Raw genomic sequence first — 25,369 nt, 5'->3', positions numbered from 1 at the left:
TAACAAACGGGATGATTGCATGACGGATTTCTTGGTTTCGTATGATCTTATCAAGCGCAAGGACTATCAGACGCTATGGGATGAGCTCGAACGCTTGGGTGCCCACCGTACGCTTGAGTCGCTCTGGCTTGTTAATGTGGACAACACCGCAAAGGAGCTGGTCGACCATCTGGCATCATTCGTCGATGATGATGACAAGCTTTGGGCCCTAGAGCTGACCAACAGCCACTACTACAGGAATGCCAGGGGCGGCACTAACGATTGGATCAAGAACAACCCACCTTCTAGGTGATCCTCTTACCCCATGCCTGTGACTGGTCACGTGCCGTTCGCCTCGAATGGCACGGGCCGCACATGCTGCGCAGGTTGCTCGGCTCTAGTCTCAGCTGCGGCGCTTCTCTGATGGATTTGATGTGGTCGACGTGCGTGGCCTTTTCACCGCACACGCAGCACAGTGGATGCGCCTTGAGGAAGTGGTGGCGTAGCCTAAACCAATCCTTGTCGTACCCACGCTCAGCAGCCGTGCCACGCGCACCGTCGTTGGCCTTCTGCCGTGCAACCGCCGCCTTTTGACGGCAGTCGCACTTGGTGCCCTTAGGGACAGAAAAGCCGCAAGGGCATATCAAGTTAGGCAATAGGCCGCTGAGCAGCGTTGCCAAGCACCGCGGTAACACCAGCGGCGATGGACGTGCCGCTTGCCTTGGTCAGGACCGGGCGAACGTAACGTTTGAAGCCGTGATATCCAACCTTGTAGGTGGAGCTCGCCGCGAGCGTGGCCGGAGCGTTGGACTTCACTTGGTCAGCAGCCACGGCCGCAAAAATGGAGTTGTCATCGCTATCCTCGAGCGACACGCTGAACGCGCCAGAGCCAACAATGGCGCCCGTCTGGACGATGAATGCCAGGCTGTTAAAGCCAAGGGTGTCGATGCCGGTGCCGTTGACGCTGGCTGCCTGGACGGCAGGATCGATTGAAGTCTTGGCGCCGATATTTGCTGCGATGGAACGCATTGGAAATTCCTTCCGAAAAGAGAAAGGGCGACCCGAAGGCCGCCCAGAACAACTAGATAGTTGTGGAGTTGATTAAGCCGGGTTCTTCAGCTTGCGGAACTTCGCAGCCTGAAGGACAGCACCACCAACGCGACGGGTCGCATGGAAGCGGGTCACGCCGTCGGTTGCCCGAATGTACGGGTTCACGAGGATGGACATGCTCACGCGGTCGACGATCCTGTAGCCGGTGAAGTCACCGAAGATAACCGGGCTCTTGTTCGCGCCGATGTCGTCAGCCTCGATCAGTTCGATGATGGGCCTTCCCAAAATCGTTTCCGGCTGGCCGATCTGCACCGAAGGCTGCCACAGGTAGTTGCCCTGGCCATCCTTGAGCTTCCGAGCGGCGGCAAGCGTCTTGGAGTTCATCCCCCACGTGCCGTTGGCGCGATACGTCGCCGGCAGATCGTAATACACGTTGATGAAGTCATCGAACGCGATGGCAGCGGCAGCGGCTGCAGCGTAGGAAGCGATAGCGGTGTCGACGAAAAGGCCCTTCGGCATATTCGCTCCGGTACCGATCAGGAAGGCGGATGCTTCCTTCTGGCCGAAGTCCTCAGCAAGCGCCAGGCGCACTTCCTGTTCAGCCGAGCCCGCCGAGTCGGCAAGCAGCTGATTGGAAATGTCGACGTAGGTGTTGACCTCGTTGACCGGGATTTCAGCCTGGCCGAATGCCGGCTCGCTGGCCTCCTGCGACTGGGTTTCGCCCTTCCATTTCGCGTTGGTGACGCCGGTACGGGCCGGGTAAATCACCGAAGGCGAGCCCGTCGAGCGGACACTGGCAACGGCGCGGATCGGCGAGTACTGCACCAGGTTGCGAACGAACTCGGTCGACATTTCGGCCGGTGCGAGGTAGCCGCCCTGCGGGTCGCTGGAAACCGTGAGGGTCTTCAGTTCTTCCGGGCCAGCCTTGTCGCCAGTGCGCAGATAGGCGCCGAACGCCTTCTGTTCGTCCGTCAGTTCAGCCTTGTCGCCGGCCTTGACCTCTGGGCGAGCCAGCTTAGTTTCAAGGTCGGTGATGCGTTCAGCGAGCTTCTTTTCGTTCTCGGCCTTGGCCTTCACCTCAGCGGTCAGCGCTTCGACGGCGGTCTTAACCTCATTTGCGGGATCATTGTCATTCGCGGCCGACTTGGTTTCAAGGGCGAGAGCGATAGCAGTTGAAGAGTTCATTTCGTTTCCTTGATCTTGGAAGTAGCGGTGGTGAGGATGTCGACGATTGATTGCGCGCTTTCGTCGGTTTTGACGGAAGAGATGGTCGAGCTGCTGTTCATGGGGAATGTCACCACCGACACTTCCCGCAGGTCCACCTCATGCAGAAGACGGGCCGACTTCACGCGGTCCATCTCATCTCGGACGGTGCGGTAGCCGATGGACAGGCCATCAACCGCACCCGCCTTCATCAGGGAGTGAACTTCTCGCCCTTTCGTGGTCTCAAGGATCAGCTTGCCGGTAGCCTTTAGCCCGTGCGCATCTTCCTCGAACTTGGTCCAAACCCCGATTGGTTCGGTTCGGTCATGCTGCCAGAGCATTTTGACTTTGGACGCCTGGACAGATTTGAGCGAGTTGGAGAATGCGCCTGGCATGACAATGTCGCGCCCGCTGTCCTTCACATTGAAGACGCTGGCGTAACCGGAGAACGTGCCGTCCTCGGTCACCGCCTTGACGTCGATTTCGAAGACATCCCCCTTATTCTCCGACATTCGCATCCTCCTCACCGGTGAGCACTTTACCGTCCTCGCTGGTGCCGAATAGGGCAGCGCCGCTGACGGCCATGGCGATATGCAGGGATTCCGTGACGGGGTTCATGTCGAAGTAAGTCTCAACCAGCCTGGCCGCATCTCTGGGGCTTTGGCCGCCGCCGATAAGTGATAGGCGGATCACTTCCCTAAGTTCGTTGACCAGGAAGTTGCCGGCGCGAAGCCGATTGAAGAACGGCAGTATCGAGCCAACTGCGCGCTCAAGCTCGGTCAACATCTTCCAACCTTCGTCGACGATATCGAAGGTGTATTCTAGGTCACCGAAAAACTCAGTGATGGCAGTTCGCTTTCCGTCAAGATACGGCAACGGACGGCTCCTTGTTGGGGGGTGGTGTGTTGTCATTGGCGGCAGTGTCTGGCTTCGCGAGATCGATCGCCGGGTTCGAATATTCATTGCCACCGTCACGCGGGGGCATGCCAAGCCAATTGCGGGCCTCATTGGGGTTGAGCACCCGGGCCGTGATCAGCGATGAAATGGCCGCGGCGCGTGAGGTTAGGTCGGCGCGGGTCAGGTCATCCCGGTCGAACACAACCCGGTATCTCACCTTTTCCTCTGGCGTGAAGAGCGCGCGGGCGAAGGCAGTCTCGAGCACTTTGAGCCACGGCTCCAACGTGTATGAAAGGAATTCTTTCCCTTGCTGTTCGCCGTTGCTCCAAGTCGCTCGGTCTAGGTCAAAGAGCATGGCCGGCGGAACACGGAACGCGCGGGCAATCTCGATGATCTGGAACTTGCGGTTCTCAAGGAACTGCGCATCCGTGGAGTTCATGGTCAGCTGCTGATAGCCAGTCTCATCCCACAGGACGGCAGTCTTGCCAGCGTTGGCCGAGCCAGCGAACGCTTCCTTCCAGCCCTTGAGCATTGCCTTGACGCCGGTGTCTCCCACTGACTTCTTGGCCATGATAATGCCGCCAGGTCGCGCACCGTTCTGGAAGAACTGGCCGGCGTAGGTCTCCATTGACTTCGCCGTACCAATAGCTTCCCGAGCTAGAGACAGCGGGGAGCGGTTGAACGGTCCGCGCACATGAATGATGCTATCAGCAGGCGTTGCCACGTTGTTCAATTTGTACGTGGGTTGGCCGGTGGCACTGTCATAGTCGACAGTGATCACCGATGGCCGATACTGAATCGCTTCGCGCGGCTCGTCCCGTACCTTGGTGACGTAGGCCAGCCCGCCGCGGTCATGGACCAACGCGGCCGCTACCAAGTCGCGGATAAGTTCATATCCGGACGTCCACTCATTCGCGCTGCCGCTTAGGATCTTGTTGGCCTGATGGTCCGGCCGGTCCTGAGCAACGCCATCAACAATCTCGACGACCTTGACGTCGAGGCTTGCCGCGGCTTCCGAAATAATACGGATAGCTGCTTGCACGGCAGGCACGGTCATCGCCTGAGCGGTGGAGACCGACACACTGCCTGGCACAATGCCGGCAAAGATTGCCTCAAGCGTTTCGTCCGGTTCCGCAAGGCTTTTCGCTTCAATCGCCGGTTCGGCCTTCGTCGAGAATGGCCACATCAGCTACCCTCCCTGGCGTAAACCTCAGCGGCACGCCCGATCAGTGTGATGGCCATTCCGCGAAGCGGTATAACTGCACCCGCCTCAATAGTTGGCGGCAGGTCGTCGACCAATTCGAAGTTGGTCACTTCGCCTTCGTTGCGAACGATCACATAATTGTCGAGCGGCAGACGTTCGGTTGCCCATGTGGCAGCGGCGTGCATAGCCGTCCTGACTGGGACTCCGTAGTCAGTGAGGCGGTTGACGAGTAGGTAGTAAAAGACTTCAAAACCGGCGAAGAAGATGCGGTTAGCGGTCTTTTTGCCGAGAAAAGCGCCAGATGGCGCGCGGGTTAGCCACGTCCTCAGCGTCGGCTCTGATACGCCGACGAGGTCGGCAGTCTCGGCGACGGAAAACGACGGCTGCCGCCAGTGTGCAGGCAGTGTCATATTTCATCTTTCTTATGATTGCCAAAATCGGCGTTGGGCAAAGCGAAAGCCGCGCGCTCATCTATGAGGACGAGAGCGCGCGGCTCGATCAACCAAATCACCGTGCGGTGACCGGGATAGTATTTCCGTGCGAGTACATCCGTCGCTCCGGAAATGGGGTCGCCGCGGGGCTTACCTGCGTACCAGAGGCAAGCTTTCGCCGTTGGAGGCGGCGCGCGGCTATCGGTGCGACAGCACCGAATAGGTATTCTAGTGAGGTTCTCTCTCACCCCCGAACACTGGGCCGGGGGGGTAGCTAGCATAGAGCCTGCAGCTCACTAGAATTGTTCGCCAGGCACCGAAGCGCCCGGCCAGACCGTGAAAATCTCTGAGGTAAACGCGGCCTGATCTGAAGAAACTCTCATTGATACCGCTCGGGGCGGCAATCAGCGCATGCGCTGTCGGGGCCGAAATTTCCGACCCCTCTACTATATACCTCTCCCAGATGCCGAAAAGTATACCTTTCGGCCAAAAGCATTGACGCCAATCGAAATTGATCAATGATTTCAGTGGATGCGGAAATGCTCCACTTGGGAACGTTTCCCCTTCATATAGGTACGCAGCAAGTGCGCACGAAAAGGCACATGCCCTCATCATACTGTATAGAAGTCGGCGAAATTCCTACCCACCTCGGCAAGTGATCAAGCCGCACCCCAGTCGACTGATCGCTTCCTCTTCTCGCGGAACGGCACATTGATGGTATGGAACCGGGCCGCGGCGCGCGTCTCGGCGCGGGCATAAGCGAGCGCCTGCTCGAGTTCGGCTATGCGGTCGCTTGCTGCTTTCTTTTCAGCGGCAAGCTCCTCGGCCAAGACCATCGCATGGCATGCCGCGGCAAGCCTTCCTGCCGCCCATGCGCGTTGCTGGGAGCACGTGCCGTAAGGTCCAGCCTCGCCAGCCGCTTCGAGCGTCTCGCCGTCCACGAGGCAACGCTGGGCGATTTCGAGAAGTCCGAGGCTAGCGAGGAACCTGCTGCCGGCAGCGGCAGCAGGTTCCGTTGCCCACCGTGCCGCTGCCTGGCTGGCCTCATAGTCGGGCGAACCGAACGCTAGGCCTGGGAATGCCTGCCGGATGTTCTTGGCTGCTTGTCCGTTCATGCGCGGCTCGTGGGGGCTGGCCGCTTTACCTGCTCGATGAGATCGGGCCAAGTGTATCCGTCTTCGGTGCGGAGCACGACAAGCTTGGGGCCAAACGCCGAGCTGAAATCAACGCCGACGACTACCAACGGCTTGCCACTGTCTGGATCGTTGGCGGTGAATTGTGTTTGCAAGGGTATCACTTCATTCATGTCCTTATCGTCTCCTCTGGTTGATGAAAATATTCCGTTTTCGTTACCCCCCCTAAGAGCCTTAAGACCGTTAAGACTAAGGAGTTGTAGGACTCTTAGGGGGTACATAGAGATTATCGACCCTGGATCTTGTACTGGCCGTAACCGACTTTTTCGACGCCGCCGGCCTTTACGAGCACGCGCAACAGGTAGTTGACGTTCGTGACCTTCATACCGGCTTCCTTCGCCACCTCATCAGGCGTCAGCGCCCTTGTGGCATCCGTCAGCACGTCGACGATCTTGCGGCGCTGCTCTGACTGCTTCACGTCTTCCGCGTTCCCCAGCACTTCCCAGGTGCCCTTGTCGAACCGCAGCGCCTTCTCAATCTCTTCGATGTCACGCCCGCGCCCATAGAGCTTCGGGCCGTCCGTCGTGCGGTTGAGGACCATGATGGTATCTGCCGCGCCGGTGAGGCCGTTCGTGCCTGAGACGGCTTCTAGCGGGTCTTCGGCCTCGGCCTTGCGGACGTGGTGCACGACGATGACGGCCAGCCGGTGCTCGCCGGCATATTTCTGCAGTGGTGAGATCGCGTCATAGTCGGCAGCATATGAATCCTGATTTGCCTTCTTTGGAGGGCGGACCATGGATAGGGTGTCGATAACAATGAGCTTGGGATTGGCTGCCTTAGAGCGCCATTCCTCTATCTCTTCGATAAGGCCAGCTCCTAGCTTCTTCGCCTCCGTCTTAAGGGAAAGGCGGGCCATGTTCGGCCGAACCTGTGCCGGCGACAGAACAACATTCAATCGGTCCTTCAAGCGGCGCCGGTTGTCTTCCAGAGCGAGATAGAGAACGTCACCCTCTTCGCAATCCACGCCTAGCGTCTGTCCGCCCGTGGCGACCGCTATGCAGAAGCCCAGTGCCATCCAGCTCTTGCCGAGCTTCGGCCGCCCGGCGAGGATTGTCAGGCCTTCCGCAACGTAGCCTTCAACAACATAGTCGACGGGTGCGAACTCCATGCCAAGCAACGTCTCAGCATCGATCGCGGCTGATTGGGGTGAATTCTGATTTGCAGCCTGTGGTTTTGCAGCCGACGGCTTTGCAGCGCGAGCGGCATAGGCGGGCAACGGTTTGCCCATCTGCATATTGACGTAAAGCCCGAGCTGCTGCGCGGTGTAATCGCCGTCGGTGCCGTCGACGACAATCTCTTTCGCGGTCCCGCCCAGATACATAGAGCACGACTGTCCGAGAACCGCGGCGCCACGCACATAGGTTCCTTCGACCGCGCCGCCGAAGCGCTCGACGAGATCCGTAAGAAGACTATCAGGCTGCGGGGTTGCTGTTTTCGGTATGGGTGCCATCGGCGGTTTTGTGCCTTTCAAGTTCAATGAGCGCTGCGGTGGTCATTGCCTTCGCAACGGAGCCGGAGACGGTGGCAGATCGGCCTCCGCCTGAAACATTTGGGAAATAGGTACGGTGCGCCCCGTATTCCGTGAGAACGAGTTTGAGGTTGCACAGGCGAATGCCAGGTGTGACCTGGGCAGAAAAGCGCGCAAGTAGACTGCCGCTGCCAGCAACCCCGGCAGCGGGTTCAAAATCAATGATTTGCATGATGTCTCCGGGTGGCGACCTACTGTTGTAGGTGCACTGTTACACCAGTTAGCCGGTGCTCGCTGTTGGCCTCATATTCGACCGACTCCACCTTCCACACGCTTGTCCCGCCGGGGTAGCGGAATGAAACGGTGTCGCCGGTGCCAGGCGCGGCCGGCCAGTGGACGATAAGGCCTTCGGGGTAGTCTTCGCTGATCAGGTTTATCTTCATGCGGCCCTCGCACGGTCATTGTCATTGGCAAAATCGTAGACCGCTGTTCGGCGTTTCCCTGCGAGGAATGCTTCAAGGTCGGCGAGGAGGTAACGGACGCTCCCGTCTATTTTAAGATAGACGGGACCATTGCCGTTCATCCTGCTTTTGTTGAGCCAGCTCGCCGATTTCCCGATGAAAGCCGCCGCCTCATTGGTTTTTAATTTTTTGCTTGACACTGTTTTTTGCCCCCTATACAAATTGACTATGGATGTATGATTTCGCTATGCGTTTGCGAATGTGCATATAGGCACAAAATTACATTCTTGTCAACCCCTGTCATTTTGTGTCAGCACAGCACACGTCCAGCCACTTCCACCCGTCTAATTTGTCGCCCGTTTCGCGTAGGTGCGAATAGCGCTGCAGGCTGTTCCAGGACCGGTGACCGCTAACGCTTGCGGCGAGGGGAATAGTGCGCCCCATTTCGAAAAGACGCGACACGCCCTCGTGCCGAAGGTCGTGAAAGTGCAAGTCGTCAATGTGAAGGTACTGGCACGCGCGCGTAAACGCGGCGCTGATGGCGTCGGTGCCGTACGGGAATATCCGATCCTTCTTCTTGGGCATGCTCTCAATGATGCGGATGGCTTCGGGCGGCAACTCAACCCAGACGTCATTGCCCTTCTTTTGACCGGGGTGTTTCATATCGCGAACCAGTACGCGGTTGTGCGGGATGTCGAGATCCGCCCACGTGATGCGGCTGATCTCTTCTTGCCTGCGGGTGGAGAAGATGGCGAAGGCCACGATCTTATGCATGGGCGACGACTGCGGCACGCGCGTCTTTCGGTCAACGAAGTGATTCATGATCAAATCAAGTTCGGCTAGGGTGGGGCGCCTGTCTCGCTTGGTCGAGCGGGTTGTCGTGCCAAGGTCACGCAGCACGACTTGAGCGTCTTTCATTGCAGACTGATCTAGCGGCATGCCCCAGGCTGGCCTTGCAATGCGGAAAATCGCAGCCAGGTGAGAGATGTAGTTTGCCACGGTTTGCGGCTGCCGTCCGCCTGCCAGAAGCTCTTGCGCGAATGCCACTATGTCGTCGCTCTTTATGCGATCGCAATTCATGTCGGCTATGGCGAAGTTCTTGATGGTATCGAGCACCTGGGCCTTGGTGCGGCCGATCTCGTTCTTCTCTTTGTTGTAACGGTCAATGGCGTCGGCTAGCGTGAACGTCTTTGCGTTGACCCGCTCTAAGGCGCCGGGGCGATCCAGTTCCGCCTCACGGAAGCGGATCCACGCTTTAGCCTCGCGCTCCCTATCGAAGGTCTTGGCTTCCCTCCAAACGATCTTCCCGCCTTTCTTTCTCAGAATTTGGGCGGTATATCCGGTGCTTCCGTCCTGCCGCTTACGTGCGCTGATGGTGCCCATGGTACAACATTATTCCCCGTTGGTACGACAATGTTGTACCCGATAGTGAAAAACGGTGCAACCGGCTGAAAAAGGCTGACAAATTGTGACAAGCCAGAGTGAGGCTAACAGCTTGACATTCTACGAAAAAGCCCGTATTTCTGGGGCTCCGATCTTCGCCGTTGCGCCGATGATCGACTGGACCGATCGCCATTGCCGCTATTTCCACCGGCAGATCAGCCGCAATGCGCTGCTCTACACGGAAATGGTCGTGGCTGACGCGATCATCCACGGGCCGCGCGAGCGGTTGCTGTCCTTCGATGCGGCGGAGCATAAGGTGGCGCTGCAGCTCGGCGGATCGGATCCGGCGAAGCTTGCCGAGGCGGTCCGGATTGCAGCGCCCTACGGCTACGACGAGATCAACCTCAATGTCGGCTGTCCCTCCGACCGGGTGCAGTCCGGTACCTTCGGCGCCTGCCTGATGCTGACGCCAGAGACCGTGGCGGCCTGCGTGGCGGCGATGAAGGCGGTGGCCGACGTGCCGGTCACGGTGAAATGCCGGATCGGCGTCGACGAGCAGGAGCCTGAGGTGGCGCTGCCCGGCCTTCTCGACCGGGTGCTCGATGCCGGCGCCGACGCGATCTGGATCCATGCGCGCAAGGCCTGGCTGAAGGGCCTGTCGCCGAAGGAGAACCGCGAGATCCCGCCGCTCGATTACGAGATCGTCTACCGCACGAAGCAGGCCCGGCCGGATGTCTTCATCGGCATCAACGGCGGCATCCAGACGCTCGACGAGGCGGCTCATCATCTCGAGCATGTCGACGGCATCATGCTTGGGCGCGCGGCCTATCAGAACGCCGCCATTCTCGCCGATGTCGACCATCGCTTCTATGGTGCTGCGGCGGAGGCGGCAGACTGGGGCGCGATCCGCGACCGGATGATGGCCTATGCCGAGCATCATGTCGCCAATGGCGGACGGCTGCAGCAGGTGGCGCGGCACATGGTCGGGCTGTTTACCGGGCTGCCCGGCGCCCGGCGCTACCGGCAGATCCTGTCGACCGATGCCGTCAAGGCGGGAGCCGGCCCCGAGGTGATTGCCGCAGCCTTTGCCGCGGTTGATTTTGATGGCGCGCGGGAAGCGGTCGGCGCCTAAGCGCTGCCGCACGACGGGTCGGGCTGGATACAGGCGAGAAGCCCTGCCTGCGTTCCCCGCGGGCGCACGGTCGAAGGGCCTGCCTGCGATTGGCGCGCCGTTGCTGACGCTTCAACAAACCCCGCTTTCCTGAAAACGATCAAACCTTCCCTGTGTGCTTCGCTTCGTCCTGCTTCAAAGCGGATGGACCACTGACGCGGCGGACAACTTCATGAGGCGATTATTGCATCGTTTCCGGGTGAGGGGACGTTGGCCAAGTCGTGCGTTGGGGGAACCGTCAACGGGACCGGACGACCCTCACTGCGACGGGCGCAATAGCGGCGCCGGCGCATTCGCGAGGGAGGGCGGCTTCCCGGTCATTCTCCCGGACAGCCACCATCCCCCAACGAAAAACGGCGCCCCTTGCGGAGCGCCGTTCTCTTTCCTGCCGAAGCAGAAAATGAATTAGTTAGCCGAGATGTTGACGGCCTTCGGGCCCTTGCCCATGCGGTCCGGCTCGGTGTCGAAGGTAACCTGCTGGCCTTCGCGCAGCGACTGGATGCCGGAAGCCTGGAGCGCGGAGATGTGGACGAATACGTCCTTCGCGCCGCCTTCTGGCGTGATGAAACCAAAACCCTTGTCCTGGTTGAAGAATTTTACGGTGCCTTTGGTGGCCATGGGGATAGGTCCTTTTCCCTGTAGTCTGTTTGGTATCCGCGCCCCGCGAGAGGAAACGGACGGCTTTCACTTTCGCGCTCCTTCATCGAAATTCAGCGCGCGAAGGGTCAGTCGAGTAGTTCACGAACGGGGAAAGAACGTCTCAGTCACGCGGGGTCCCCCACGCCGCCTTCCTGCCGGAAAGCTTTACCACATCAGTCCAGTCACCGGCATGCAAATGCCCGAGAGCCGCATTTGGTGACAGCATTCGAAGCAAAAGGCAAGCGGCAATATTGTGGCACGCGATTCTGCAAAACGGGAATCGCCAAAGATTCAGACACTTGACGAATAGTTAGCATTCACAGCGACTGCTGTCCCGTTTCCGGAAACCTGTCCCTAGATGGTACCAACCAGCCGTTGCGCCTCGATCCTGCGGATCGCGTCGAGGCGACGGCGCGGTGGCAGGGCATGACGGACGATCTCTATCACCGAGCGGTGATATTCCGGCGGGTTCTGCAGAAGCAGGCGATAGAGGTTGCCGAAGTGGCCGGAGTGCGCCGCTTCATAGACGCGGCCGGCGAAATCGAGGAGCTCGTCATGCGCCTTGCGCTGCTCCTCGGTCAGCATCGTGGAACAGACCGGCAGCCTGGTGGCGATGAACGCGAACCCGCAGGATCGCTTGCGGCGACAGTTGCGCATGCCGCAGACCCTTGCCGGCAGGCCGAGCATCTCGGCGGTGCGCACGCGCAGGGCCAGCCTGCCGTAGTCGTCGATGCGGCGTTCCCAGTCGCTCATGCCTGCTCTCGGCGCCTTCAGTTCGGATCCGATCATGCCTGCTCCTCCGTCGATGCTTGGCGTCTCTGTCTGGCGGCGCTGCCGGCGGCGCGCGGCTTTGCCTTCACGCGGCTGGTTTCGCCCGTGGTTTGATCCTTCAATCGGTTTGCCGGCCCTTGCGGGCGGCGGGGTTCGGACGGGGCGCTCGAAAGAGCCTCATCTGAAACGTGTAAAATGGCGCTGTCGAGCGCCCCGCTCGGCGGTTTATGCCCACAACTCCGGTCCCTCTGCCGCCTTGCCCGAGGAAGCTTTGCTTCCCCTGGGGGCCATGTGTGCCACACAGGCACGTCCGGGGCTCAACTCGACGCCGCATTCGCGCGGGCCGCCGTCCCCGGAGGGAGACCATTTTCTGCGGACCCGGTGCATGAGGTTTTGCGTCCTACCCTCACACCCCGCGCCGGTCCCGCCTCGCCGCAACGCCTTCCGGTGTATCCGTGACGGGACGAGGCGATGATGGCATGGGTTGGATCGCGCACCCGCCAATCCTTTGTATATATATCTATATATACGTGTGTGAAAATATATATGTGTGTGAAATCGCTGCTGCAGATCGCGAAGTGGAGTTAGATGCTTCAGTTTCGTCTATCGTGCTTCTCGCCTCGAGGTGAGAAACGACGATCGTAAATCGTCTCTACTTGAAATCGAGAAATTTATTGGATAATTAAATCTACAGTTGTTGTTAAAGGGATTTTATATGCCGATTCGTAACCCCATAATTAAATCGCAGTTGGCAGCATTTGAGAACTTCTTTTCACTAGATAGTGCCGACGAAGCAGAGAATTTTGAAAAGTATAGCATCTTCTGTATTGCAAATGGCCGAGATGGCTTGGGGGTGTCGGCAGATGACTTCCATCTTGAAGGAAGTGATTTTGGTCTGGATGGCGTAGGAATTACGGTTGGAGGAGAAGTCGCGACTTCGGTCGAGGAATTGAGTTCTCTTAGACGGATTAACGACGCGGAATTCTATTTCTTTCAATCGAAGACGTCTGAGGGGATTGACTATGGCAACCTCTCAAAATTCCTAGATGCCGTTGAGGACTTCTTTATTTCAGATAAGAAATATGAAGCTGAAAAACTTAACGATGCAAAAGCTATACGTTCTTTTATATTTGAGAATGCCAGCAAGTTAACTTCAAATCCGAAGCTGAGAATATATTACGTCGTGACGGGTAAGGGAGAAGTCTCCAGTCATGCGCGTGACCTCGTGGCGAAAACAAGGGGGTATTGGAAGGACTAAGTCTATTTTCGGAGATAGAGGTGGAGTTTGTGGGTGCTGCGCAACTGCAGCAGTATTATCGCCGTGCGACAGACGCCGCTACTGCAAGTTTCCAGTTCAAGAATCGTATCACATTGCCATCTATTTCAAATGTGTCTGAGGCTTACATCGGATATATTTCAACCGACGAGTTGCTACGAATTATCACGATAAATCCCGATGAGCATCATTCAAGTCAGCGTATCAATCGGAAACTGTTCTTCGACAATGTCAGGGATTTTGACCCTGAGAGTGAAATCAACAACCAGATGGCTGATTCCCTAATTTCTCAGTCTGAAGCCTTTGTTTACAGGAATAATGGTATCACGGTGGTCGCGAGACAGGGGCGGCCGACTGGTGACAACTTTAGAATTGAAGATTATCAAGTAGTTAATGGTTGCCAAACGTCGAATGTAGTATTTAACGAGCGGTTGAGACTCTCTGGCTCTTTTGTGCCATTTAGATTGGTCGTTTCGGATGATGTGTCGTTTGTCCGTAGCATAATCGTGGGTACGAATAAGCAAAATCCTGTGCGGGATGAGCAATTTTGGGCGCTGCGGCCGTTTTTGAAAGACTTCGAAGAGTATGTAAGAAATCAACCGGAACCCAGAAACCTTTACTTCGAGCGAAGGGAAAATCAGTATCGCTTTGAAGAAGTTCCTGAGCGAGTTCGTATTATTGATGCTGTGGCATTACTTAAAGCTGTAGTGTCGATGTTTTTAGGTATGCCCCATCGAGCAGGTCGTGACTTTCGTCAAATTAAGCGCGAGTTCGATAAAACGCTATTTCTGGATGACCACAACGTCAAGCCGTATCATGCCGCAGCATACGTCTACTACCGGCTCGAGTTTCTATTCCGAACGAAGCGCATATCGCCGGAGTGGAAGAGATATAGAATTTATATTATGTGGTTTATTGCTCGGCGCGGGGCGAACCTAACGACTGACATAAGTGTTGACGACCAAAATATCTCGATTATCTCGGACCGTATACTAAATTATGCCGACGACGAAGCTGCTCTTGTAAGTGATATCAGTAGATTTGTTTTCCAATTGGAGGGCGACCTGGGGAAAGCAGGCTTAAAGACAGACAGAGATGCGCTTCGTAACGATGACATTTTGGCTGTTGCAAAATCCGCAGCACAGACGATCACATCGACAATATTTTCGGGTCAAAACTAGGGACATTCCCAAAGAGCTCTCCTTCCGTCATGCCGGGCTTGACCCGGCATCCAGCAGCGCCGCGTCTGCGGCGCGAGAGAGTCTCCTTCGCTCAAGGACTTGAGCGCACTGGACCCCGGATCAAGTCCGGGGTGACGGGCAAGTTGGCGGCCGATGCTGCGCGGATGGGGTAGTACGGGTTCAGAGGCCGTGCAAGAAATGGGCGATGTCCTGCCAGTCGGGGTTCATTGCCTCGATGAGGTCGAGTTTCCATTTGCGCGGCCAGTTCTTGATGGCTTTTTCCCGGGCGATCGCGTCGGTGACGAGATCGTATTCCTCGAACCAAACGAGCGTCTTGACGCCGTAGCGGCTGGTGAAGCCTGGAGTAAGGTCATTGTGGTGCTCGAAGAGGCGGCGCGGCAGGTTGGATGTCACGCCGGTGTAGAGCGTGCCGTTGCGCTGCGAAGCCAGGATGTAGACATAGCCCTTCATGCGCGGATGATGCGTGTTTCCGAGGTGAAATGCAATCAATGGTGGCCGTCGTGCCGGACTCGATCCGGCATCCAGCGGCGCGATGTCTATCGGGCGGAGATTGTTGTTGTTCGCCGAGTCATTCACCGCGCGGACGCGCGGTGGCTGGATCCCGGATCAAGTCCGGGATGACGGGAGTGTGGGTGGGTGGCGCGACAGAGGGAAACGGTCCGGTCGGCGGCGGTTACTGCCCCGGCCGCCCCGTCTTGCCCTTCGTCCGCCCCTTGCGTTTCTGATCCACCGGATCCTCATAACTCCCGACGCCGGTCTTGCCGCGCACCAGCGGCCTGACGTCGTCGCGTTCCGGCTGGCCTTCCAGCAGCGGTGAGAAGCGCTTCGTGCCCTTGGCGGCCTCGGGCTTGTCCGGCAGATGGCCGGTGACCGGTTTTTCGGTGCGGCCGACGGTCATTTCGTCGAGGCTGTTGCGGCGGAAGAGGCTCTTGCCGGAGGGGTCTGCGACGTCGCGGCCCATTTCATCGAGCGCGGGCTTGCGGAAGAGCGGGGTTTCGGTGTCGGTGCCCGGGCCCATGTCGTCGAGGCCGGGCTTGGCGAAGAGGGAGCTGCCGCCTGCGGCCGGCTTGCCGCTCTTCTTGCCGCTGCCTTCCTGCGAGCGTGCTTCCTCGCGCGCCATCGGGTCGTCCATGACGGCGAGTTCGGCGGCCTTGAGGCGCTTGATCTCGTCGCGCAGGCGGGCGGCCTTTTCGAAGTCGAGGTCGGCGGCGGCGTCGCGCATCTGCTTTTCCAGCGCGTTGAGATGGGTCTGCAGGTTGCCGCCGACGAGGTTGCCGCCATCGGCAAAACCCTTGCCCGAGGCGCCCGAAATGTCGGCGCGGACGTGGTCGCGTTCGTAGACACTGTCGAGGATGTCGGAGATCTTCGCCTTGACGCTCTCCGGCGTGATGCCGTGTTCGGCATTGTAGGCCACCTGCTTTTCGCGGCGCCGCGCGGTCTCGTCCATGGCGCGCTGCATAGAGCCGGTGATCTTGTCGGCATAGAGGATAACCTTGCCGTCGACATTACGCGCGGCGCGGCCGATCGTCTGGATCAGCGACGTCTCGGAGCGCAGGAAGCCTTCCTTGTCGGCATCGAGGATGGCGACGAAGCCGCATTCGGGAATGTCGAGGCCTTCGCGCAAAAGGTTGATACCAACAAGCACGTCGAAGGCGCCGAGGCGGAGATCGCGGATGATCTCGATGCGCTCGAGCGTGTCGATGTCGCTGTGCATGTAGCGGACGCGGACGCCCTGTTCATGCAGGTATTCGGTCAGGTCCTCGGCCATGCGCTTGGTGAGCACGGTGCAGAGGGTGCGGTAGCCCTTGGCCGCGGTCTCGCGGATTTCGCCGAGCACGTCGTCGACCTGGCTGCGGGCCGAGCGGACCTCGACCGGCGGGTCGATCAGGCCGGTCGGGCGGATCACCTGTTCGGCGAAGACGCCGCCTGCCTGTTCCATCTCCCAGCCGCCGGGGTGGCCGAGACGGCGATGGTGTCGGGGCGCATGGCGTCCCATTCCTCGAAGCGCAGCGGCCGGTTGTCCATGCACGACGGCAGGCGGAAGCCGTATTCGGCGAGCGTCGCTTTTCTTCGAAAGTCGCCTCGGTACATGCCGCCGATTTGCGGGATGGTGACATGGCTTTCGTCGATGAAGACGATGGCGTTGTCGGGGACATATTCGAACAGCGTCGGCGGCGGGTCGCCGGGGTCGCGGCCGGTCAAGTAGCGCGAATAGTTCTCGATGCCCTGGCAGGAGCCGGTGGCTTCGAGCATTTCGATATCGTAGCGGGTGCGCTGTTCCAGGCGCTGGGCCTCCAGCAGGCGACCGGCCTTTTCGAGTTCGACGAGGCGGCCCTTCAGCTCCTCCTTGATCGACTTGATGGCGGCGTTCAGCGTCGGGCGCGGGGTGACATAGTGCGAGTTGGCGTAGATCTTGACCGATTTCAGGTCGCCGGTCTTGGCGCCGGTCAGCGGGTCGAATTCGGTGATGGCGTCGATCTCGTCGCCGAACATGCTTATGCGCCAGGCCGCGTCTTCCAAGTGGGCCGGGAAGATTTCGATGGTGTCGCCGCGGACGCGAAAGGAGCCGCGCTGGAAATCCATGTCGCGGCGCTTGTACTGCTGGGCGATGAGGTCGGCGAGCAGCTGGCGCTGGTCGAGGCGGTCGCCGACGTTCATCTGGAAGGTCATGGCGGTATAGGTCTCGACCGAGCCGATACCGTAGATGCACGAGACCGAGGCGACGATGATGCAGTCGTCACGCTCGAGCAGCGAGCGCGTCGCCGAGTGGCGCATGCGGTCGATCTGCTCGTTGATCGAGGATTCCTTCTCGATATAGGTGTCGGAGCGCGGGACGTAGGCTTCCGGCTGGTAGTAGTCATAGTAGGAGACGAAGTACTCGACCGCGTTGTCGGGGAAGAAGTTCTTGAACTCTGAATAGAGCTGGGCGGCGAGCGTCTTGTTCGGCGCCAGGATTAGCGCCGGGCGCTGGGTTTCCTCGATCACCTTGGCCATGGTGAAGGTCTTGCCGGAGCCGGTGACGCCGAGCAGAACCTGGCTGCGGTCGCCATTTTCGAGGCCCTCGACGAGATCCTTGATGGCCGTCGGCTGGTCGCCGGCGGGCTGGTATTCCGAGTCCATGCGGATCGAGATGCCGCCTTCGGACTTGTCGGGCCGGGCGGGGCGGTGCGGCGTCCAGATCTTGCCGTTCTTATGCAGCGGGTTGCCGCTCTCGATCAGCGCCGACAGGGCCTCGACGGTGGCGGTGACGGCGGTGCCGGCCTGCAGCGAGGCGGCTTCCTCCAGCGTCGTGTCCATGCCGGCGACCGGGTTGAGGCCGGCAGCGGCGCGGGTCTTCGGGTCGGTCGAGCCGCCCATCGAGGTGCCTCTCGCACTTTTTGAAGCGCTCACGCTGCCGGCGCCTTGCGCCTTCGCTCCGCGGGGCCTCGCAACGGCTCGGACGCCCCTTCGGGCTTGCGGCCTTCGGCCGATTTGGCTGCGATCTCCACCTTCTTGCGATGCTTGCCGGCCTTCGAGGCGATCTGGCGCTGCGTCTCGACACTTGACGCCTCGGCATCGGCCTCCAGCTGCTTCACCCAGTCGGATACGGAACCGGACAGGGGAGCGCCCTCGAAGGACGACTGCGGGGCTTCCTCGAAGCCAACAGGGGCGGGAGATTTCTTCGGAGTTTTGGCCATGGCCGGAATATGGCGAGAGTCACCGCGAAAGTGAAGGGGCAAAGAGTACAAAAGGGAAACAAAAGAATCGTTCGGATTTGGCAAACAGTGGCGGCGGATTTTCTCGGATGCAATTGTCGGTGTGGGTGGCGGGCGAACGTCCTTGGGGTCTGAAAACCAGGCGGAGATGAGCGCATGGCGCTGAAGCGGATGGACAATGTGGGGATCGTCGTCGAGGACTTGGGAGCGGCGATCGATTTCTTTCAAGAACTCGGCCTCGAGCTCGAGGGGCGGGCGATGATCGAGGGAGAGTGGGCCGGGCGCGTCACCGGACTGGGCGATCAGTGCGTCGAGATCGCGATGATGCGTACGCCGGATGGCCATAGTCGGCTGGAGCTCTCCCGGTTCCTCAGGCCTGAGGTCGTCGCGGATCACCGGAACGCCGAAGTCAACGCCCTCGGCTATCTCCGCGTCATGTTCGCCGTTGATGACCTCGACGAGACACTTCAACGGCTCAGCACGCGCGGCGCGCGTCTCGTCGGCGACGTCGTCCAGTACAAGGACGCGTATCGGCTCTGCTACATCCGGGGGCCCGAGGGAATTCTCATTGGACTCGCGCAGGAGCTCAGCCCGTCAGAGTGACGAACGTCGGGGCGCATTGCCCAATGGATCAAGAAGGAGAACAGGGATGAGGAAGATCATTACAGGTGCGTTCGTCAGCCTCGACGGCGTCATGCAGGCGCCGGGCGGTCCGGATGAGGATCCGATTGGCGGCTTCCGCTATGGCGGCTGGGCCGCGCCGTATTTCGACGAGGCGATGGGAGAGTCGGTCGGCGAGATGTTCGCCAATCGCTTCGATCTGCTGCTCGGCCGCAAGACCTACGACATCTTCGCCGCGCACTGGCCTTACGTTGCGCCAGACGATCCGATCGGGCCGCTGTTCGACACGATCACCAAATACGTCGCGACGCGCAATCCGGAGTTCAAGCCGGGCTGGCAGAACAGCCAGGTACTTGGCAGCGATGTTGTCGGCGCGCTCAAGACGTTGAAAGCGAGCGATGGACCTGATCTGCTGACGCAGGGATCGACCGACTTCCTGCAGACGCTGTTCCGGAACGATCTGGTTGATGAGCTGTCTATCTCGTTCTTTCCTGTCGTGCTTGGCAAGGGCAAGCGGCTGTTCGGCGACGGAGTATCTCCGGGCAAGCTGAAGCTCATCAGTTCGCGGACTTCGGGCACTGGCGTCACGGTGAACAAGTACGTTCGCGACGGCGATATCGTGACCGGCTCGTTCGAATTCGAACAGCCGACCGCTGCCGAGGTAGAGCGCCGCAGGCACCTGACCTGAGCGAGGAGGATGCCATGGACGATGTTCCCGTCATCAAGATGCGGCCGAAGGGCCGGGCAAAGGAGCAGCGCATGCTGATCCCGAGCGAAAGCATGGTCATTGATGCGTTGCGAGGCGCGCAAGCGGGAAAGTTCTCGGATCTCGCGGAGATCCGGCGGGCGCTCGCGGCGAACTACGGTGCGGATGCCTGCTGTCCCGTCACGGTGCGGCGGCATCTGGTGCATATCAGCCAGGAGGGCAGCGCGCCGTTCTGGCGTGTCGTGGATCCCGACCGACCTTTTGCCAGGCGCGTGACCGGTGGGCCGGATTACATTCGCGAAAAGCTTGCCGGTGAACGCTGAGCGACGGTCAAACTGTCGCAGGCGGGAACAAGGGCAGTAATGCTGACGTTAAACGAGGCTGCCTGTCACAGCTTCGACCTCGCCCATCCCACGGGCGATCCCTCTCTTCGACGGCATCCGGACATTGCCCGCCTCGCCGCCGCTTTCGGACGGAGGACCATGATGTCCGCATTGCAGAGCCTGCGCGCGCTCACCCCGCAGCAGCGCAACACCGTTATTGCCAGCTATCTCGGCTGGACGCTCGATGCCTTCGATTTCTTCATTCTGGTTTTCGTTCTCAAGCACATTGCCGATGAATTTCATACCGACGTCGCGGCTGTGTCGGTCGCGATCTTCCTGACGCTTGCGATGCGGCCGCTCGGCGCGCTGCTCTTCGGGCTGGCGTCGGACAAATATGGGCGCCGCATCACGCTGATGGTGAATGTGGCGCTCTATTCGCTGTTCGAGTTTCTGACCGGTTTCTCCACGGGGCTGACCATGTTCATCATGCTCCGGGCGCTCTATGGCATCGCCATGGGCGGCGAGTGGGGCGTCGGTGCTTCGCTTGTGATGGAGACCGTGCCCGAAGATAGCCGCGGCATCGTCTCGGGCATCCTGCAGGCCGGTTATCCCTCCGGGTATCTGATTGCCTCGATCGTCTTTTTCCTGCTGTTCCCGGTCATCGGCTGGCGCGGCATGTTCTTCGTCGGGGCGCTGCCGGCATTGCTGGTGCTCTATATCCGGCGCAACGTCGAGGAGAGCCCGGCGTTTATCAAGCGCCAGAAGCAGGGACGGCGGCCGTTCCTTGCCGTGCTGCGTGAAAATGTTCCGCTGTTCCTGTGGTCCGTGCTGCTGATGACGGCGTTCAACTTCTTCAGCCACGGCACGCAGGATCTCTATCCGACATTCCTCGAGACCCAGCGCAACTACGACAGCTACACGACCGGCGCGATCGCCATCGTCTACAATATCGGGGCGATCTGCGGCGGCTTGTTCTTCGGCGCGCTGTCGCAGAGGATCGGGCGCAAGAAGGCAATCGTCATCGCATCGCTGATCGCCGTGCCGGTGGCGCCGCTTTGGGTCTATGCGCCGGGGCCGGTGCTGCTCGCGATCGGTGCGTTCCTGATGCAGTTCTTTGTGCAAGGCGCCTGGGGCATCGTGCCGGTGCATCTCAACGAGCTGTCGCCAGACGAGGTGCGCGGCACGTTCCCGGGATTTGCCTACCAGCTCGGCAATCTGCTCGCGTCAGGCAATGCGACGTTGCAGGCGGGACTGGCCGAGCATTGGGATGGTGACTATGCCTATGCGCTGCTGATGGTCGCGGCCGTTGTTGCCATCGTGGTCGCGCTGCTCGCCGGCTTTGGCTACGAGAAGAAGGATGTGCGGTTCGGAACAGAGGAGGCCGAGGAGCCACGCGGTCTGCGTGCATGATCGGCCATACGAGCCGCCGAAGCGGGCGCGGCGTGTCCGCGCCCGCCTTCTTGATAATTGACGGATGTTTTCTGCAACTCGGCCATCTTGCTAATGCCCCTTTAAATTGTTGTTGATTTCATTATTTCAATTAAAGGTTATATTTTGTTGACGACAATCATGGATTGATCTCTCTATTTCCTTTGCCGAGCGTTATCGGGGAGGAAAGAGCGATGACCGGATTTTCTGATCAGTTGGTCGCCGTATGCAAAGGCGAATACACCCGCTGGGACAATGGACAGGGACGGGAGAGTTGGGGCCGTCCGCAACACGCCAAGGACTACTACCTCTTTGTGAAGGACTATTGGAAGGCTGTCGGCAACAACAATCTCGACGGGCGCAAGGTCGTCGGCAACATTAGGCCTGCATGGTCTTCGGCCTTTGTGTCGTTCTGCATGAAGACCTCAGGGGCAGGCAACAAGTTCTTCTATACCGAAGCTCATTGCCACTATGTCCACAAGGCGATGCAGCAAGCGAGCGGGGCGATAAACGGCTATGGCTACGCGGCGCGGAAAACGAGCGCGTACAAGCCCAAGCCCGGCGACGTGATCGTCGGTGGCCGAGAATATGCGCAGAGTTTCGACTATGCGAAGGCCGAGCTGATCTATGAGGCGGATAGCTTTTATCCGTCGCACGGCGACATCATTTTGGAGCTGACGCCGACCTATGCTCTGACCGTCGGCGGAAACGTCAATGACAGCGTGGGGCAGAAGAGGCTGAAGCTGACGAGCCAAGGGTATCTGCACGACCGGGTGAACAGCTCCGGGCGCGAGATTCCGTGGATCGCCATTCTCGAATGCCTGATCTGAAATCAGGCGCCGCTGCACCACCAAATCACCATGCGGCGACATCGAGGTAGGCAGGCTATGTCCTGTGCGGGGCGATGAGGTGCCGCATGGGGAGGAATAACAGCAGCGCCAGCACTGCGACCCCTCCGTGAACCCAATAGGCAAGGCCGTAACCTCCGAGGCTCGTCAGCCATCCGGCGACGACGTTGCTGAGCGATGCGCCGATGCCCTGGATGGTCATCACCACGGCCAGACCGGCATTGAAACGTCCGGTTCCGGAGAGGATTCGCTCGGCCGCGATCGGTGTTGCAATACCGATGAGGCCGGCGCCAACGCCATCCAGAAACTGAACCGGGTAGATGGATGTAAAACTCGGAAACGCGCCGGCGATGGCGCCGCGGATCGGCAGGGCGCACAGGGCGATGACGAACGCCGACGCCAGTCCCCATCTGTTGATCAGGAAGGGAGCCGCGAGCGCCACGCCGATCATCGATAGCTGGGAAACGCCTGTCACGATCGCCGTGGTGCGAAACGGTGTACCGAGCTGGATCGAGAAGTTCTGTGCTATGAGCCGGCTCATCGGCGCGTTGCCGAAATGAAAGATCAGAAGCGTCATCGCAAGCAGGATCAGCCCCGGGGAGCGCGTTATTGCTGCTATGCCGGAGGGGCCGGGTACGCCATCATCCGGTTTGAGTCCGCGCGCGACCTTGTCGTCGATCTGCCGTGGGTCGATTGCCACTACGGCAAAAAGCGTCGCCGCGGCTGTAAGGATCATCATGGCGATCACTCCGGTCAAGCCGAAGAAAATCGTGGCGATGTAGATGCATGCAAGCGAAAACACGTTGCCGGTGTGGTTCCAGAATTCGTTCCGGGAGACCTGATTGGGAAATGCCTGTTCGCCCACGAGCCCGAGTGTCAGCCCCATCAGCGCCGGGCCGATGACCGCGCCGACGATCGCCGTCATCGATTGCCCGCCAAACACCGCCGCGTTGCCGGGGCTTGCCAGCGTCCATAGCGCCGCTGCGGTGATCAGCACGACCGGCACCGCAACGAGCAGCCGCTTGTGCGGTGAGCCGTCAACCAACGCGCCGAAGAGCGGGGTGGCGACCAATCCCAGGAGGCCGCCCAGCGTTGCGACGATGCCAAGGCTCATGGGGCTCCAGCCGTGGGTCGCCAGGAAGCCGTCGAGAAACGGACCAAGGCCATCACGGGCATCCGCGAGGAAGAAATTGAGCGAGGCGAGCGCAACCAGGGATCCGCCGGACACCTTTCGAGAATTGCATGTCATGCTTGACCCCGCGGACTGACGTTTCCTTGAGCCTCGGCTGGCGGTGGCCACCAAATATCTCGGCGCTGCACAGAACGGCGGGGTCCGCGATTTGTTCCGGCCGCCGATCGGCTGTCAGGGCGGCACCTCTCGATAAGTGTGAGAGCGGCGGAATAGGCACTTGAAGCCTGATAATTTGGCGATACATGCTGCCGCCAGTTTCAACGTCGGGAATCGCCCATGCCCTTTGCCATCAGCCCAGCCGCCGTCTGGCCGGTTGTCATGCTCTTTGCGTCCAACATCTTCATGACCTTTGCCTGGTACGGGCATCTCAAGCACAAGGGCACGGCGATTTTCGTCGCCATCGTCGTCAGCTGGGCAATCGCCTTCTTCGAATATTGCCTCGCGGTGCCGGCCAACCGCATCGGTTCGGCCGTCTATTCGACGGCGCAGCTGAAGACGATGCAGGAAGTCATCACGCTTCTCGTTTTCTCCGGCTTTTCGGTATTCTGGCTGGGCGAGAGCCTGACGTGGAATCATGCGATCGGCTTTGCCTTGATCGCGGTCGGCGCATCGTTCATTTTCCGCGGCTAACGGACTGGAATCGCCAGAGAATTACAAATTGTCCATGTTCGGAAATTGCCGCAATTTCCGACATATTTGTTGAGAGCCTGTCACCATCCAGCGATATGGAGGTGACGGCTCATGAGCCTTTCGGTTCCAACCATGGCGGCGATCCGCTTCGGCTACGGTCTGCGTCCGGGCGAGGCACCGGTGCAGAGCCAGGATGCCCTGCTCGCCCAGCTGAGCGCGGCCACGCAGTGGCCTATCGCCTTTCCCGTCGGCGGCCTCGACGAGAGGCGAGCCGCAATCTCCGATCTTCAGCAGCAGCTTCGCGATCTCAGGCAGAGCGACGATGACGACCAGCAGCGTCGAGAGCGCCGCAAGGTGCTGCAGCGACAAGCGCAGGCGAGGTTCCAACAGGACGCCAATGCGCGGCTTTTGCAGGCAGTTCTCTCACCGAACGGCTTCCATGAGCGACTGGCGACCTTCTGGACCAACCACTTTTCCACCAGCGCCAACAAGAGCCTGCCCATGCGCCTGCTCGTGCCGGCCTATGAGGCGGAAGCGATCCGTCCGCATATCTCTGGGCAGTTCTCTGTCCTCTTGCGCAGCGCGACCGAGCATCCGGCGATGCTGATCTATCTCGACCAGGCGCAATCGCTGGGGCCGGATTCGCGCGGCGGGATGCAGCAAAAGAAAGGTCTCAACGAAAATCTCGGGCGCGAACTGCTTGAGCTACATACGCTTGGGGCGGGCAGCGGCTACACACAGGCCGACGTTCGTGCCGCAGCCATGGTCCTGACGGGGTTGACGATCGATCGCCGCGACATGGACGCGATGTTTCGGCCCGGTATCTCCGAGCCCGGGCCGCATAAGGTTCTCGGCGTCAGCTATGGCGGACCGAAGAGAACGGAGCGGGACTATCTCTCGCTGCTCGACGATCTTGCAGCGAACCCGAAGACGGCGCAGCACATCTGTCGCAAACTCGTCGTCCACTTCATCTCCGACGATCCTCCGGATGGCGTGATTACAGTCATGACCGATGCGTGGAAGAAGACGGACGGCAATCTGACAGCCGTTTATACGGCGATGCTGGCGCATCCCGCTGCCTGGGACAATCCCGGCAGCAAGGCGCGACAGCCTTTCGACTATGTGGTCGCGGGGTTGCGGGCGCTGAACGCGGGTCCCGGTGACGGCACTGTCGGCCGGTTTCTTGAAGCCAATCAGGGTGATCCCGGAGACAACGCGAAATCAAACGGCGATGTGGCCATGATGGCTGATGGGGATCAGGCTGCGGTCACGAACCGCAAGGCCGCCCAGACCGCGCGGGCATTGGGGCAGGGCGCGCTGCGGCGCATGGGACAACCCATCTGGCTCCCGCCCAGCCCGGCGGGCTTCGAGGAGTCCTTCGGCGCGTGGATCACGGCAAGCCAGCTTGCCGAGCGATTGCGCTGGGCACGGCGCGCGACCGCGCAATTCGGAGAGGGTCTCGATCCTCGCGAATTCCTGAAGGCGACGCTCGCCGATGCCGCCCGGGACGACACGATCCGTATCGTCGGGCAAGCCCCAACAAGATCAGCGGCCTGATGCTTGCACTGGCGTCGCCCGAATTCAATCGCCGATAGGAG

Annotated in this window: 28 protein-coding genes and 2 pseudogenes; 11 read left to right on the top strand and 19 right to left on the bottom strand. The window is 59.7% G+C overall.

All coding sequences use genetic code 11. The features are described from left to right. Positions 1–19 precede the first annotated feature (19 nt). Positions 20–292 (top strand): CRISPR-associated protein Cas2, encoded by a 273-nt coding sequence (locus FZ934_RS07875; protein ID WP_153270609.1) that lies wholly within the window; start codon positions 20–22, stop codon positions 290–292. Here the strand turns inward: FZ934_RS07875 and FZ934_RS28645 are convergent. The 14 genes from FZ934_RS28645 to FZ934_RS07805 all read right to left on the bottom strand — a co-directional run bounded on the left by FZ934_RS28645 (position 285) and on the right by FZ934_RS07805 (position 9,269). After that, positions 285–446 (bottom strand): HNH endonuclease, encoded by a 162-nt coding sequence (locus tag FZ934_RS28645; RefSeq protein WP_432443616.1) that lies wholly within the window; start codon positions 444–446, stop codon positions 285–287. The two genes, FZ934_RS07875 and FZ934_RS28645, sit on opposite strands and share 8 nt — an antisense overlap. Before the next feature lie 181 nt (positions 447–627). After that, positions 628–1,008: a hypothetical protein gene (locus FZ934_RS07865; RefSeq protein WP_153270608.1), complete on the bottom strand. Its 381-nt coding sequence runs from the start codon at positions 1,006–1,008 to the stop codon at positions 628–630. 72 nt (positions 1,009–1,080) lie between these two features. Beyond that, a complete protein-coding gene (locus FZ934_RS07860; RefSeq protein ID WP_153270607.1) occupies positions 1,081–2,214 on the bottom strand; it encodes a phage major capsid protein in 1,134 nt (377 codons plus the stop codon). Beyond that, on the bottom strand, positions 2,211–2,744 hold the full coding sequence (locus FZ934_RS07855) for an HK97 family phage prohead protease (protein ID WP_153270606.1): 534 nt from the start codon (positions 2,742–2,744) through the stop codon (positions 2,211–2,213). Before FZ934_RS07855 ends, FZ934_RS07860 begins: the two co-directional genes overlap by 4 nt. After that, complete coding sequence (locus tag FZ934_RS07850) at positions 2,731–3,108, bottom strand: gene transfer agent family protein (protein WP_194273769.1); 378 nt, start codon at positions 3,106–3,108, stop codon at positions 2,731–2,733. The genes FZ934_RS07855 and FZ934_RS07850 overlap by 14 nt, the downstream gene beginning before the upstream one ends. Continuing rightward, the gene (locus FZ934_RS07845) at positions 3,095–4,315 is read right to left on the bottom strand and encodes a phage portal protein (RefSeq protein WP_153270604.1); all 1,221 of its coding nucleotides are present in this window, start codon (positions 4,313–4,315) and stop codon (positions 3,095–3,097) included. The genes FZ934_RS07850 and FZ934_RS07845 overlap by 14 nt, the downstream gene beginning before the upstream one ends. Next, a complete protein-coding gene (locus tag FZ934_RS07840) occupies positions 4,315–4,743 on the bottom strand; it encodes a hypothetical protein (protein WP_153270603.1) in 429 nt (142 codons plus the stop codon). Before FZ934_RS07840 ends, FZ934_RS07845 begins: the two co-directional genes overlap by 1 nt. A gap of 680 nt (positions 4,744–5,423) precedes the next feature. Next, positions 5,424–5,879 (bottom strand): hypothetical protein, encoded by a 456-nt coding sequence (locus FZ934_RS07835; RefSeq protein WP_153270602.1) that lies wholly within the window; start codon positions 5,877–5,879, stop codon positions 5,424–5,426. Beyond that, positions 5,876–6,070 (bottom strand): hypothetical protein, encoded by a 195-nt coding sequence (locus FZ934_RS07830; protein ID WP_153270601.1) that lies wholly within the window; start codon positions 6,068–6,070, stop codon positions 5,876–5,878. The genes FZ934_RS07835 and FZ934_RS07830 overlap by 4 nt, the downstream gene beginning before the upstream one ends. Positions 6,071–6,183: 113 nt before the next feature. Further along, positions 6,184–7,407, bottom strand: a complete 1,224-nt coding sequence (locus FZ934_RS07825; protein WP_246737853.1) for an AAA family ATPase — start codon at positions 7,405–7,407, stop codon at positions 6,184–6,186. Next, positions 7,370–7,657: a hypothetical protein gene (locus tag FZ934_RS07820; protein ID WP_153270600.1), complete on the bottom strand. Its 288-nt coding sequence runs from the start codon at positions 7,655–7,657 to the stop codon at positions 7,370–7,372. The genes FZ934_RS07825 and FZ934_RS07820 overlap by 38 nt, the downstream gene beginning before the upstream one ends. Positions 7,658–7,676: 19 nt before the next feature. Further along, complete coding sequence (locus FZ934_RS07815) at positions 7,677–7,868, bottom strand: hypothetical protein (protein ID WP_153270599.1); 192 nt, start codon at positions 7,866–7,868, stop codon at positions 7,677–7,679. Continuing rightward, positions 7,865–8,086 (bottom strand): DNA-binding protein, encoded by a 222-nt coding sequence (locus FZ934_RS07810; protein WP_153270598.1) that lies wholly within the window; start codon positions 8,084–8,086, stop codon positions 7,865–7,867. The genes FZ934_RS07815 and FZ934_RS07810 overlap by 4 nt, the downstream gene beginning before the upstream one ends. A gap of 100 nt (positions 8,087–8,186) precedes the next feature. Continuing rightward, the gene (locus FZ934_RS07805) at positions 8,187–9,269 is read right to left on the bottom strand and encodes a tyrosine-type recombinase/integrase (protein WP_153270597.1); all 1,083 of its coding nucleotides are present in this window, start codon (positions 9,267–9,269) and stop codon (positions 8,187–8,189) included. A 112-nt stretch (positions 9,270–9,381) separates the two neighbouring features. Between FZ934_RS07805 and dusA the strand changes: the two genes are divergently transcribed. After that, entirely contained in the window at positions 9,382–10,401 is a 1,020-nt protein-coding gene (gene dusA, locus FZ934_RS07800) for a tRNA dihydrouridine(20/20a) synthase DusA (protein ID WP_153270596.1), read from the top strand. A 444-nt stretch (positions 10,402–10,845) separates the two neighbouring features. On the opposite strand, the gene FZ934_RS07795 is transcribed toward dusA, so the two are convergent. Both FZ934_RS07795 and FZ934_RS07790 read right to left on the bottom strand, forming a co-directional pair. Further along, positions 10,846–11,058, bottom strand: coding sequence for a cold-shock protein (locus FZ934_RS07795; RefSeq protein ID WP_007533154.1), 213 nt, complete (start codon positions 11,056–11,058; stop codon positions 10,846–10,848). 375 nt (positions 11,059–11,433) lie between these two features. After that, complete coding sequence (locus tag FZ934_RS07790; protein ID WP_153270595.1) at positions 11,434–11,868, bottom strand: hypothetical protein; 435 nt, start codon at positions 11,866–11,868, stop codon at positions 11,434–11,436. Between the two features lie 697 nt (positions 11,869–12,565). On the opposite strand from FZ934_RS07790, the gene FZ934_RS07785 reads away from it, so the two are divergent. After that, the gene (locus FZ934_RS07785) at positions 12,566–13,108 is read left to right on the top strand and encodes a hypothetical protein (protein WP_153270594.1); all 543 of its coding nucleotides are present in this window, start codon (positions 12,566–12,568) and stop codon (positions 13,106–13,108) included. Between the two features lie 20 nt (positions 13,109–13,128). Then, positions 13,129–14,307 carry an AIPR family protein gene (locus FZ934_RS07780; RefSeq protein ID WP_194273768.1) on the top strand — a complete coding sequence of 393 codons (1,179 nt, stop codon included), beginning with the start codon at positions 13,129–13,131 and terminating at the stop codon, positions 14,305–14,307. Between the two features lie 180 nt (positions 14,308–14,487). Here the strand turns inward: FZ934_RS07780 and FZ934_RS07775 are convergent, their stop codons facing one another. After that, the gene (locus FZ934_RS07775; RefSeq protein ID WP_153272390.1) at positions 14,488–14,778 is read right to left on the bottom strand and encodes a GIY-YIG nuclease family protein; all 291 of its coding nucleotides are present in this window, start codon (positions 14,776–14,778) and stop codon (positions 14,488–14,490) included. Between the two features lie 223 nt (positions 14,779–15,001). After that, positions 15,002–18,005 (bottom strand): annotated as a pseudogene (gene uvrB / locus FZ934_RS07770) (excinuclease ABC subunit UvrB). A 174-nt stretch (positions 18,006–18,179) separates the two neighbouring features. On the opposite strand from uvrB, the gene FZ934_RS07765 reads away from it, so the two are divergent. The 5 genes from FZ934_RS07765 to FZ934_RS07745 all read left to right on the top strand — a co-directional run bounded on the left by FZ934_RS07765 (position 18,180) and on the right by FZ934_RS07745 (position 21,931). Next, positions 18,180–18,626: a VOC family protein gene (locus FZ934_RS07765; protein WP_153270592.1), complete on the top strand. Its 447-nt coding sequence runs from the start codon at positions 18,180–18,182 to the stop codon at positions 18,624–18,626. Positions 18,627–18,672: 46 nt separating this feature from the next. Next, positions 18,673–19,332, top strand: coding sequence for a dihydrofolate reductase family protein (locus FZ934_RS07760; protein ID WP_153270591.1), 660 nt, complete (start codon positions 18,673–18,675; stop codon positions 19,330–19,332). Between the two features lie 14 nt (positions 19,333–19,346). After that, positions 19,347–19,673, top strand: a complete 327-nt coding sequence (locus FZ934_RS07755; protein ID WP_153270590.1) for a hypothetical protein — start codon at positions 19,347–19,349, stop codon at positions 19,671–19,673. A gap of 162 nt (positions 19,674–19,835) precedes the next feature. Then, entirely contained in the window at positions 19,836–21,083 is a 1,248-nt protein-coding gene (locus tag FZ934_RS07750; RefSeq protein WP_153270589.1) for an MFS transporter, read from the top strand. Positions 21,084–21,295: 212 nt separating this feature from the next. After that, positions 21,296–21,931 carry a DUF2272 domain-containing protein gene (locus tag FZ934_RS07745; protein ID WP_153270588.1) on the top strand — a complete coding sequence of 212 codons (636 nt, stop codon included), beginning with the start codon at positions 21,296–21,298 and terminating at the stop codon, positions 21,929–21,931. Between the two features lie 55 nt (positions 21,932–21,986). On the opposite strand, the gene FZ934_RS07740 is transcribed toward FZ934_RS07745, so the two are convergent. Continuing rightward, on the bottom strand, positions 21,987–23,198 hold the full coding sequence (locus FZ934_RS07740) for an MFS transporter (RefSeq protein WP_153270587.1): 1,212 nt from the start codon (positions 23,196–23,198) through the stop codon (positions 21,987–21,989). Positions 23,199–23,417: 219 nt separating this feature from the next. On the opposite strand from FZ934_RS07740, the gene FZ934_RS07735 reads away from it, so the two are divergent. Beyond that, positions 23,418–23,771: a DMT family protein gene (locus FZ934_RS07735; RefSeq protein ID WP_113365175.1), complete on the top strand. Its 354-nt coding sequence runs from the start codon at positions 23,418–23,420 to the stop codon at positions 23,769–23,771. A gap of 111 nt (positions 23,772–23,882) precedes the next feature. After that, positions 23,883–25,366, top strand: a pseudogene (locus FZ934_RS07730) (DUF1800 domain-containing protein). Positions 25,367–25,369 lie beyond the last annotated feature (3 nt).

Source organism: Rhizobium grahamii, from assembly GCF_009498215.1.
Classification (GTDB): Bacteria; Pseudomonadota; Alphaproteobacteria; order Rhizobiales; family Rhizobiaceae; genus Rhizobium; species Rhizobium grahamii_A.
Note: the sequence above shows the minus strand (reverse complement) of the source record. Positions and strands in the feature narration are given on the sequence as shown.

Bases quoted from the DNA above. Each gene is read 5' to 3' on its own strand.
- FZ934_RS07875 (WP_153270609.1), top strand. From the start codon at position 20: ATGACGGATTTCTTGGTTTCGTATGATCTTATCAAGCGCAAGGACTAT.
- FZ934_RS07865 (WP_153270608.1), bottom strand. From the start codon at position 1,008: ATGCGTTCCATCGCAGCAAATATCGGCGCCAAGACTTCAATCGATCCT.
- FZ934_RS07860 (WP_153270607.1), bottom strand. From the start codon at position 2,214: ATGAACTCTTCAACTGCTATCGCTCTCGCCCTTGAAACCAAGTCGGCC.
- FZ934_RS07855 (WP_153270606.1), bottom strand. From the start codon at position 2,744: ATGTCGGAGAATAAGGGGGATGTCTTCGAAATCGACGTCAAGGCGGTG.
- FZ934_RS07845 (WP_153270604.1), bottom strand. From the start codon at position 4,315: ATGTGGCCATTCTCGACGAAGGCCGAACCGGCGATTGAAGCGAAAAGC.
- FZ934_RS07840 (WP_153270603.1), bottom strand. From the start codon at position 4,743: ATGACACTGCCTGCACACTGGCGGCAGCCGTCGTTTTCCGTCGCCGAG.
- FZ934_RS07835 (WP_153270602.1), bottom strand. From the start codon at position 5,879: ATGAACGGACAAGCAGCCAAGAACATCCGGCAGGCATTCCCAGGCCTA.
- FZ934_RS07830 (WP_153270601.1), bottom strand. From the start codon at position 6,070: ATGAATGAAGTGATACCCTTGCAAACACAATTCACCGCCAACGATCCA.
- FZ934_RS07825 (WP_246737853.1), bottom strand. From the start codon at position 7,407: ATGGCACCCATACCGAAAACAGCAACCCCGCAGCCTGATAGTCTTCTT.
- FZ934_RS07820 (WP_153270600.1), bottom strand. From the start codon at position 7,657: ATGCAAATCATTGATTTTGAACCCGCTGCCGGGGTTGCTGGCAGCGGC.
- FZ934_RS07815 (WP_153270599.1), bottom strand. From the start codon at position 7,868: ATGAAGATAAACCTGATCAGCGAAGACTACCCCGAAGGCCTTATCGTC.
- FZ934_RS07805 (WP_153270597.1), bottom strand. From the start codon at position 9,269: ATGGGCACCATCAGCGCACGTAAGCGGCAGGACGGAAGCACCGGATAT.
- FZ934_RS07795 (WP_007533154.1), bottom strand. From the start codon at position 11,058: ATGGCCACCAAAGGCACCGTAAAATTCTTCAACCAGGACAAGGGTTTT.
- FZ934_RS07790 (WP_153270595.1), bottom strand. From the start codon at position 11,868: ATGATCGGATCCGAACTGAAGGCGCCGAGAGCAGGCATGAGCGACTGG.
- FZ934_RS07785 (WP_153270594.1), top strand. From the start codon at position 12,566: ATGCCGATTCGTAACCCCATAATTAAATCGCAGTTGGCAGCATTTGAG.
- FZ934_RS07775 (WP_153272390.1), bottom strand. From the start codon at position 14,778: ATGAAGGGCTATGTCTACATCCTGGCTTCGCAGCGCAACGGCACGCTC.
- FZ934_RS07765 (WP_153270592.1), top strand. From the start codon at position 18,180: ATGGCGCTGAAGCGGATGGACAATGTGGGGATCGTCGTCGAGGACTTG.
- FZ934_RS07760 (WP_153270591.1), top strand. From the start codon at position 18,673: ATGAGGAAGATCATTACAGGTGCGTTCGTCAGCCTCGACGGCGTCATG.
- FZ934_RS07755 (WP_153270590.1), top strand. From the start codon at position 19,347: ATGGACGATGTTCCCGTCATCAAGATGCGGCCGAAGGGCCGGGCAAAG.
- FZ934_RS07750 (WP_153270589.1), top strand. From the start codon at position 19,836: ATGTCCGCATTGCAGAGCCTGCGCGCGCTCACCCCGCAGCAGCGCAAC.
- FZ934_RS07745 (WP_153270588.1), top strand. From the start codon at position 21,296: ATGACCGGATTTTCTGATCAGTTGGTCGCCGTATGCAAAGGCGAATAC.
- FZ934_RS07740 (WP_153270587.1), bottom strand. From the start codon at position 23,198: ATGACATGCAATTCTCGAAAGGTGTCCGGCGGATCCCTGGTTGCGCTC.
- FZ934_RS07735 (WP_113365175.1), top strand. From the start codon at position 23,418: ATGCCCTTTGCCATCAGCCCAGCCGCCGTCTGGCCGGTTGTCATGCTC.